The organism is Nocardioides albidus (assembly GCF_006335005.1).
In the GTDB taxonomy this organism is placed as follows: Bacteria; Actinomycetota; Actinomycetes; order Propionibacteriales; family Nocardioidaceae; genus Nocardioides; species Nocardioides albidus.
Genome location: NZ_VDMP01000012.1, coordinates 96,037 through 104,651, shown reverse-complemented (window position 1 = coordinate 104,651; position 8,615 = coordinate 96,037). Strand labels below are relative to the sequence as shown.

Here is an 8,615-nt window from a genome sequence, read left to right as displayed (position 1 = left end):
TGGTCACCTTCGACCGGATCTCGGAGGCGCACCCGGCCGCGATCGCGGGGGCGCTCTCCTCGACCGCCGTCGCGCACCACGACGGCGAGAGCGCGGAGGCGGCGCTGGCCGCGCACAACGCGGCGTCGCTGACCGCGCTGGCGCTCAAGGCGGGCGGCGCATCCCTGGAGGCCCACCTCGCCGGCACCGCGATCGACGCCGGGGGCCTGATCCCCGACATCCAGGACAACAACTCCTGGACCCAGGTGCTCGACGAGGTGGATCCGCTGGAGCTGCTCGAGGTGCAGTTCTGCAACTCGATCGCGCCCTTCCTCATCAACTCCCGGCTGCGCCCGGCGCTGCGCGCCGCGGTGCAGAACGGCGCGCGGCGCGCGTACGTCGTCAACGTCTCCGCCATGGAGGGCCAGTTCTCGCGGCGCTACAAGGGCGCGGGGCACCCGCACACCAACATGGCCAAGGCTGCGCTGAACATGATGACGCGCACCTCGTCGGGCGAGATGTTCGAGACCGACCAGATCCTGATGACCGCGGTCGACACCGGCTGGATCACCGACGAGCGGCCCCATCACGAGAAGCTGCGGATCGCCGCCGAGGGCTGGCACGCGCCGCTCGATCTCGTCGACGGCGCGGCCCGCGTCTACGACCCGATCGTGCGGGGCGAGGCGGGCGAGGACCTGTACGGCTGCTTCCTCAAGGACTACGAACCCTCACCTTGGTGAGCCATCCCGCCCTGTCCGAACGGACATATCGTCCCCAAAATGGGGTAAGGATCTGCAATACGTGCCTTTCCTGCCGAAGGTGAAGCCATGTCTCGGTCTCGGTTGCTGTCCCTGTTGTCCGTGCTCGCCGTCGCGCTCGGTGTGCTCTCCACGGTCTCTCCGGCGGGCGCAGCCGGCCGTCCCTCTGCGCCGTGGGTGTCGGGGCAGTCGGTGACCGGAGGCTCCGTCACCGTGAGCCTCGACTGGGACTTCGCCGGGCCCGGGACCTACGAGGTCCTCGTCTCCGCCGCCGGACCGGATGTCTACCCCGGCGACGACGCGTACGCCCGGGTCGAGCCGGCCGGTACGACGCACGCCGACATCGCGGGCCTGACCCCCGGGACGACGTACTGCTTCGCGGTGACGCTCGAGGGCAACGGCGGCGAGCGAACCTGCAAGGTGACGCCGCCGGCAACCCGTGCGGTGACGCCGACCGCGCTGGCGACGACGGCCGCCACCTTCAACCTTGCCTGCGGCTCGAAGTCGAAGTGCAACAGCGGCTGGAAGTGGAAGAAGCGCCAGAAGCGTGTCGTCGACAGCATCGGGCTGATGAACGCCGACGTCATGGTCTTCGCCGAGGCCCACCTCGCGCACAAGTACGGCAAGAAGAAGCGCTGGATCGGCAAGGTCATGAAGAAGCGCGGCTACACGCTGGCCTGTCAGACCCAGAAGAGCCGCAAGCGCAAGCTCTACAGCCAGGTCGCCTACGTCCGCTCCAGTGTGTACGCGGTGGTCGACAAGAGGCACAACAGCAAGGGGAGCCGGTTCACCCGCTTCGGCGACCGCGACCACGGCTACTGCCACGCCCTGGTCCAGCACCGGGCCACCGGAAAGCTCGTCGCCCTGGGCGCGCTGCACCTCCGTGACGGCAACGCCGACGGTGTCCGCCAGCAGGAGACCGCCTACGTCCTGGGCCGGATCCAGGCTCGGTTCGCCGGCCACCAGACCGTGCTGCTCGGTGACTTCAACTCCCACCGCGGCCACGAGCGCCGTGGACAGGTCGACGCCCCGCGCCTGGTCCTCGAGGCTGCCGGATTCGCCGACGCCAGCGACATCGCTGCCCGGCTGACCTATCCCTACCTCAACTCCGCGCACGGCTTCGACACCAACCCGCCACGCTCGACCACCTGGCCGACCCACGTCGACCGGATCTTCGTCTCGCCGGGCATCACGGTGCCGACCTGGGAGAACATCGCGGTCCTCGACGGCAGCGGCCACTACGCCACCCCGATGGCCTCCGACCACAACCCGATCAAGGCGACGCTCCACATCCCCTGAGACATCCCCTGAGACATCCCCGGAGACATCCCTGAGCGCCTCGGCCTCCACGCTGGTGCGGCCGGACCCGGGTACCGTGCGTTGATGACCTTCCACGTCGGTTCCGAGGTCGGCGTGCTCCGGCAGGTGATCGTGCACCGGCCCGGTCCGGAGCTGGAGCGGTTGACGCCCACCAACAAGGACGACTTCCTCTTCGACGACCTGCCGTGGGTCGAGCGGGCCCAGCAGGAGCACGACGCGTTCGCGGCCGCCCTGCGCGACCAGGGGGTCGTCGTCCACCTGCTCGAGCGGCTGCTGGCCGAGACGCTCGAGATCCCGGAGGCGCGTCGGCACGTCCTCGACGTCGCCTTCGACGAGCGGCTGCACGGCCCGATCGGCGCCGACACGCTCCACAACCTCTTCACCTCGCTGACCTCCGGCGAGCTCACCCGCTTCCTCGTCGCGGGGCTGACGAAGGCCGAGCTGCTGGAGCGCGTCGAGGAGCCGCGCTCGTTCGTCGTGCGCGCGCTCGGGCCCGACGACTTCGTCCTCCCTCCCGTGCCCAACCAGCTGTTCACGCGCGATCCCGCGGCGTGGCTGTTCGACGGGGTGTGCGTCAACGCGATGAGCAGGCGGGCCCGGATGCGGGAGCCGGTGCTCTCCGAGGCCGTCTACCGCTGGCATCCGGCCTTCGCCGGCGGGGGGTTCCGGTGGTGGGCCGACGGTCCCGCTGCCGGCCCTGCCACCACCGAGGGCGGCGCCCTCCTGGTCCTGGGACGCGGGGCGGTGCTCGTCGTCATGAGCGAGCGCACGACGCCGCAGGGCATCGAGCGCCTGGCCCGGCGGCTCTTCGAGGCCGGCAGCGCCGAGCGGGTGGTCGTGCTCAGGCTGCCGCGCAAGCGCACGTTCATGCACCTGGACACGGTCATGACGATGGTCGACGAGGAGACGTTCACCCAGTACGCCGGGCTGGGCGGGCTGCCGTCGTACACGATCCGTCCGGGGGCCGTCGAGAAGGAGCTGTCCGTCACGACGCATGGTCCGGACGAGATGCACGCCGTGATCGCGGCCGCGCTCGGCCTGTCCCGGATCCGGGTGCTGACCGCCACCCAGGACGCCCGCTCGGCCGAGCGCGAGCAGTGGGACGACGGGTGCAATGTGCTCGCCGTCCGCCCCGGGGTGGTCATCGGCTACGAGCGCAACGTCGCCACCAACGACCACCTGCGCGCCAACGGCGTCGAGGTGGTCACGATCGAGGGGAGCGAGTTGGGGCGCGGCCGCGGGGGTCCGCGGTGCATGAGCTGCCCGGTCGAGCGGGACGGGATCTGAGCCGAGTCCCGTCCAGGCTCAGCGGGGGACCGAGGCCGGGTCGCCCGTGAGGACCCGCAGCGCGAGCGCGGTGGTCGACTCCATGCCGAGGTGGCCCACGACGCGCTCGACGCGGCCGATGTCGAGCGGCAGCAGGCCGGGGGTGCCGGGGATGTCCGGGGTGAGGCCGAGGTCGAGGTCGGTGCGGCCGGCCATCATCCGCAGGTTGAACTCGTAGACCTCCCGGGCGCCCGGCGCGGAGAGCCGCTTGAGCACCGTCGCTCCGGTACGACGGGCGCCGGTCTCCTCCGCCCACGCGTCGAGCGCCGCGACCACCGAGCGGCCCTCGTCGTGCTCGATGTCGGCCCAGATCTCGCGCATCGAGCCGATGTGGGACAGCAGGTAGGCGGCGGTCTTCTCGCCGATCCCCGGCACCCCGGGCAGGTTGTCGCTGGCGTCGCCGCGCACGGCGGCGAACTCCAGGTAGCGCTCGGCCGGGACGCCGTACATCGAGCGCAGGTGCGCGGAGGTCAGCAGGGGCGATCCGTTGATGCCGCCGTTGATGAGCCGCAGCACGCGGGTGTGCTCGCCGATGTGGGCGAAGGAGTCGCGGTCGGAGGTGATGATGACGCAGTCCCAGTCGTTGCGCTCCGCCCAGGTCGCGGCGGACGCGTTGACGTCGTCGGCCTCCAGCCCGGGCGGGGTGAGCGTGGCCAGGCCGAGCGCGTCGAGGAGGGCGCCGGCCCGGTCGAGCTGGTCGACGAGATCGGGGTCCTTCTCCGCGCGGCCCGCCTTGTAGTCGGGATAGGCGTCGCGGCGGATCGATGCGGTCCGGTCGTCGAGCCCGAAGATCACCGCGTCGGGTGCGAAGGAGTCGATCGACTCGATGATCTGGCGCAGCATCCCGTGCAACGCCCATGCGGGACGGCCGCCTCGGTCGCGGTGCCGGGTGTGGGCCCGCGCGTGGTGGTTGCGGTGCAGCAGCGAGGGCGCGTCGACGGCCAGCAGCAGCTTGCGGGGGCGGTCCGGGCTCATGATCGCGCCGATCCTACGGCTCGGGTAGTCTTCGAACATGCGTTCGGCTCGAGGGGTGGCGGTCCAGGACTGCCTGCCGCTCGACCTGCCGCTGGACCTGCCGGCGTCGGGGGAGCGATCCACCCGGCGTCCGCCCCGGGCGCCGGTCCCGGAGACCGGCGACGACGTCCGGATCCGGCTGCGCAACGACGCCCTGGCGTCCCACGGCTGGCCGGCGGGGACCGAGCTGCTGGTGTCCACCGCGCGGCGGCCCCGCCGCGGGGAGGTGGCGCTGGTGCGCGAGGGCGGCCGGCTCAGGCTCGGTGTGCTGGAGGTCCAATTCGGCCGCTCGGCGCTGCGCACCGACCAGGGGTCGACCCTGCTCGGCCCGGCCGCCCGCATGGTCGGCGTGGTGACGGTCGCCGGCCCTCCGCTCGCGGGCATGCCGGTCGTCGTACCGTCGCCGGAGTCGTCTGAGTAGTCGGAGTGGTCGGGGGTGGTCGGGGGTGGTCGGGGTGGTCAGACCCGCTCGCGGCCGTGGGGCGTGTGCCAGTCGGCCAGGTCCGGTCCCTTCGGCACGATCCCGCTGGGGTTGATGTCCTCGTGGACGACGTAATAGTGCCGCTTGATCTGCTCGAAGTCGACGGTCTCGCCGAAGCCGGGCGTCTGGAACAGGTCGCGCGCGTAGGCCCACAGGACCGGCATCTCGCTCAGCTTGTTGCGGTTGCACTTGAAGTGACCGTGGTAGACCGGGTCGAACCGCGCCAGCGTGGTGAACAGCCGGACGTCGGCCTCGGTGATCGCGTCGCCCATGAGGTAGCGCCGGTCGGTCAGGCGCTCCTCGAGCCAGTCCAGGGCGGTCCAGAGCCGGTCGTAGGCCGCGTCGTACGCCTCCTGTGATCCCGCGAAGCCGCACCGGTAGACGCCGTTGTTGACCTCGGTGAAGATCCGCTGCATCACCTCCTCCATCTCCTCGCGGCATGCGTCGGGCCACAGGCCCGGTGCGTCGGGGCGATGGTGGTCACGCCACTCGAAGAAGAGGTCGTGGGTGATCCACGGGAAGTCGTTGGTCACGACCGCCTTGGTCGGCACGTCGACCATCGCCGGGACCGTGATCCCGCGGGGGTAGTCCGGGTCGCGGGCGAAGTAGGCCTGCTGGAGGCGCTCGTAGCCCAGCACCGGGTCCACGCCGCCCGGGTCGAGGTCGAAGGTCCAGCTCCGCTCGTCGTGGGTGGGGCCGGTCAGGCCCATCGAGATCACGTCCTCGAGCCCGAGCAGGGTGCGCACGATGATCGACCGGTTCGCCCACGGGCAGGCCCGGGCGGCGACCAGCCGGTAGCGGCCCGGCTCGACCGGCCAGGTCGGCACGTCGAGATCGCCCTCGTGCGGATCCTGGCTGCGGCCCTCGACCTTGGTGATCCGGTCGGGGAGATAGGTCATGTCGCGGTCGTAGGCCTGACCCTGCTTCGTGTACGTCGGCACGGTGCGACCCGCTCAGAAGGGGAGTGCGTCGTGGGCGGTCTCGGCCGCGGAGCCGACCTTCCTCGCCGTCCGTCGGGCCGCCCGCTTGGTGCCGTTGAGGAAGCCCTGCAGGCCCAGCGTGGCGCCGGCGCCGACGAGCCAGACGTCCTTGGCGATCGGCACGCCGTCCTCGGTCGGCCGGATACTGCCGGGCTGGCGCAGGCCGGGGACCCGGGCGTAGAGGCCGAGCAGGCCGACGCCGAACCCGGCGAGCGCCGTACCGACGATGGCCGAGGGCACCTTCGGGGTCAACAGGGCCGTGCCGAGCGCGACCTCGCCGATGCCGACCATCTTGACGAACCGGCCGGCCTCGATGTCCTTGAACTGCGGGTAGGCGGTCGAGGCGAAGCCGTGCAACTGCTGCGCGGTCGTCTCGTCGGCGCCGAGCTTGGTCAGCCCGGAGTTGAGGATGAAGGCGCCTGTGGCAGCGCGGAGGGGGGCGTGCGTCAGGTTCATTCCTCCACCGTAGAGCGCGGGGTCGGCTTTGCAACCGCGTCGGCGACGTCGGCGGGCGTGGCGTGCACGTGGTCGGGGTCGGCCTGCGCGTCGATGCCGGTCACGGGCCTGCTCGACGGCGCCTTGGGTGCCTTGGGCCGCTCCACCGGAGCCGGGTCGAGCCCGAGCTCCTCGGTCACGTTGACCGGCTCGTCGGGTGAGATGTCCAGCCTCTTCTCGCTGGTCCGGTCGGCGGGTTGCTCGCCACGGCCGCCGACCAGCGAGGTCACCGTCCCCACGGCCCGGCCCGCCACCCTCTGGGCGAGGCCCACCGTCTCGACGGCGACGTCCTTGGTCCTGCTGAGCATGGACTTGTGAGACACAGGTGGTTCCCTTCGCTTGGTCGTCGCTCGGTCATGACTTGTCCGAGCTGCCGGATCGGCCGGCGCCCGCGAGGTACCCGTTCCGGTCCGCCGTACCCGACGATCCGTCAGTGGTCCTCGTCCCAGTTCGCGACGATCACCGCGATCGGCGGCAGCACCGCGGCCACGACCGACATCACCACCGCTGCCGTCGTCGACCACAACCGGACGACGTTCCAGGCCAGGACGATCAGCACCAGGCACACGCCCATCAGCGCGAAGTACCACCGCTGCCGCCGGCGCAGCCGCTCGCTCTGCGACCTGGGCACCCCGCTGATCGTGAAGCGCTGACGTCGTCCCATCACCTTCCACCTACCCCGTGGGGCAGGAGGGATCCGGGCCGTCAGTGCGCCCGTGTTCGGGATGGTTGAGCGGGTACCGACGGGGCCGATGCTGGCGACGGCTCGCCGCCAGCCCGGGCCCGCAGGGATTGCCGACGAAACAGCCGCATGCCGGCGACCGGTTCGACTCCGGTCTGGGCCGCCGGGACCATGGCATGTTGGTCGAACGCCCGCCGATCGGGAACGCGACCGAGTCGGGCGACACGTTCGTGATTCTCGTGTCCAGTCCTGCGCCCGGCCGCGACAGCGATTCGAAGTGGTGATACCTGCCGACCGAGTCGCTTCGGACCTACAGATCACCTACCTGTTCGACCGCGGCCTCGTTGTCGGGACCGAGCGCGTCGCATTCTCCGGCGACGACTACGACCGCGTCCAACGCCGGCCAGGATCGTCGCGCCGGTCGGGGTCATTGGGGTCGAATGCGTACCAACCAATGTCAGTTCTCCCCTGAGCCACGGCCTCGCGGAACTGCCTTCTGATTTCAGCGCCCCATCCGACCGGGGGCAGTTCGGGACGAACGGACCAGACGAGCTCACCCTCGTAGAACACCAGGTAGGCGTCCTCCGGGTTCAACTGGTTGAAGTCTTGCGGGTCGTCGGACTGCGGATCGAGCGGTTCGCCGATGAGGGCCCACTGCTCGGGGGTGACCAGGACGGTGAACGACGCGCCGTCCACATCTGTGACAACCAGTCGCCCGTGGGCTTCCTGCCGAACCGCTCCGTTGAGCGCGAGCCGATCCAGCAGCCAATGCCACCGCTCGACGATCTGCTCTGGAGTCGGGACGGTTGCATGGGGCGGGGGCAAGGTCAGCCGGTGGGCGGCGCGCTCGACCTCGTCCGCGAGCAGCTGCGCGTAGTCGGATGGTTCCTCGTTGCCGCTGGCGTATCGCCACTCCGGCGCTAGCGGGGCATAGGCCGATCCGTGCGTCGGTCCTTGCCAGCCTGGAGGCGGGCTGGCGAGGCGGAAGGCAACCTCGGCTCGGGGCCATGGCCGTCCCCCTGCAGCTCGCAGGGCAATCAGCACAAGATCCTCCCCAAGCTTCCCCGCCAGCAGGTCCTGAACCTGGGAGAGGAAGGCGGCGTCGTCCACGTTTCAGAGGGTCCCACATCGCCGCTGGTGGACAGGTTCCACCGATGCGGTTCAAACCAGCGCGCTGTGGCCGGTCACGGTTCACGGATGCCGCCACCACCGGCATGCCGCGCACTCATCTCGGCATGGCCGGGCGCCTCCACGTCGTCGGTCGGGCTTCCCGTCACCCGCCCCGTCTCGCTTGAATCGTCGTCCTCTGGGGACGGTTGTGGCAGCGCCTCCCCGGAGCCGTTCTCAACGGCCGGGTACAGCAAGCGGGGCGATATGAGGTGACTGTCACCGAGTGGCTGCACGTTCCGCGCCAGTGATCGAAGAGCACGTTCGTCACGACCGATAGCGCACAGGCGGACTGCCAACACTTGGCAGATCCAGACGTCCGCCACGCGGCGAAGTGTCCCAACTGCCGCGGCGGCCCGGCTCAGGCTCGGGCGAAGCAGGCTTTCTCGTACGCGATGTCGTGGCGTGGGGGG

Annotated in this window: 10 protein-coding genes; 4 read left to right on the top strand and 6 right to left on the bottom strand. The window is 70.7% G+C overall.

The window, feature by feature from the left end:
* The 3 genes from FHP29_RS22375 to FHP29_RS01650 form a co-directional block, all read left to right on the top strand.
* The coding region (locus FHP29_RS22375) for a Rossmann-fold NAD(P)-binding domain-containing protein (RefSeq protein WP_476703656.1) at positions 1 to 719 on the top strand (719 nt) is incomplete at its 5' end.
* Positions 720 to 806: 87 nt separating this feature from the next.
* Positions 807 to 2,036 (top strand): endonuclease/exonuclease/phosphatase family protein, encoded by a 1,230-nt coding sequence (locus FHP29_RS01655; RefSeq protein ID WP_139621134.1) that lies wholly within the window; start codon positions 807 to 809, stop codon positions 2,034 to 2,036.
* A gap of 84 nt (positions 2,037 to 2,120) precedes the next feature.
* The gene (locus tag FHP29_RS01650) at positions 2,121 to 3,344 is read left to right on the top strand and encodes an arginine deiminase (protein WP_139621133.1); all 1,224 of its coding nucleotides are present in this window, start codon (positions 2,121 to 2,123) and stop codon (positions 3,342 to 3,344) included.
* 18 nt (positions 3,345 to 3,362) lie between these two features.
* Here the strand turns inward: FHP29_RS01650 and FHP29_RS01645 are convergent, their stop codons facing one another.
* Positions 3,363 to 4,358, bottom strand: coding sequence for a 5'-3' exonuclease (locus FHP29_RS01645; protein ID WP_139621132.1), 996 nt, complete (start codon positions 4,356 to 4,358; stop codon positions 3,363 to 3,365).
* 37 nt (positions 4,359 to 4,395) lie between these two features.
* Here FHP29_RS01645 and FHP29_RS01640 point away from each other — a divergent pair, with 37 nt between their 5' ends.
* Positions 4,396 to 4,818 (top strand): hypothetical protein, encoded by a 423-nt coding sequence (locus tag FHP29_RS01640; RefSeq protein WP_139621131.1) that lies wholly within the window; start codon positions 4,396 to 4,398, stop codon positions 4,816 to 4,818.
* A 38-nt stretch (positions 4,819 to 4,856) separates the two neighbouring features.
* On the opposite strand, the gene FHP29_RS01635 is transcribed toward FHP29_RS01640, so the two are convergent.
* The 5 genes from FHP29_RS01635 to FHP29_RS01615 all read right to left on the bottom strand — a co-directional run bounded on the left by FHP29_RS01635 (position 4,857) and on the right by FHP29_RS01615 (position 8,145).
* A complete protein-coding gene (locus FHP29_RS01635) occupies positions 4,857 to 5,777 on the bottom strand; it encodes a glutathione S-transferase family protein (protein WP_139621145.1) in 921 nt (306 codons plus the stop codon).
* Between the two features lie 54 nt (positions 5,778 to 5,831).
* Complete coding sequence (locus FHP29_RS01630) at positions 5,832 to 6,314, bottom strand: hypothetical protein (RefSeq protein ID WP_139621130.1); 483 nt, start codon at positions 6,312 to 6,314, stop codon at positions 5,832 to 5,834.
* Complete coding sequence (locus FHP29_RS01625; RefSeq protein ID WP_139621129.1) at positions 6,311 to 6,676, bottom strand: hypothetical protein; 366 nt, start codon at positions 6,674 to 6,676, stop codon at positions 6,311 to 6,313. Before FHP29_RS01625 ends, FHP29_RS01630 begins: the two co-directional genes overlap by 4 nt.
* Before the next feature lie 107 nt (positions 6,677 to 6,783).
* A complete protein-coding gene (locus FHP29_RS01620; RefSeq protein WP_139621128.1) occupies positions 6,784 to 7,017 on the bottom strand; it encodes a DUF3099 domain-containing protein in 234 nt (77 codons plus the stop codon).
* Between the two features lie 399 nt (positions 7,018 to 7,416).
* The gene (locus tag FHP29_RS01615) at positions 7,417 to 8,145 is read right to left on the bottom strand and encodes a hypothetical protein (RefSeq protein ID WP_139621127.1); all 729 of its coding nucleotides are present in this window, start codon (positions 8,143 to 8,145) and stop codon (positions 7,417 to 7,419) included.
* Positions 8,146 to 8,615: the final 470 nt, after the last annotated feature.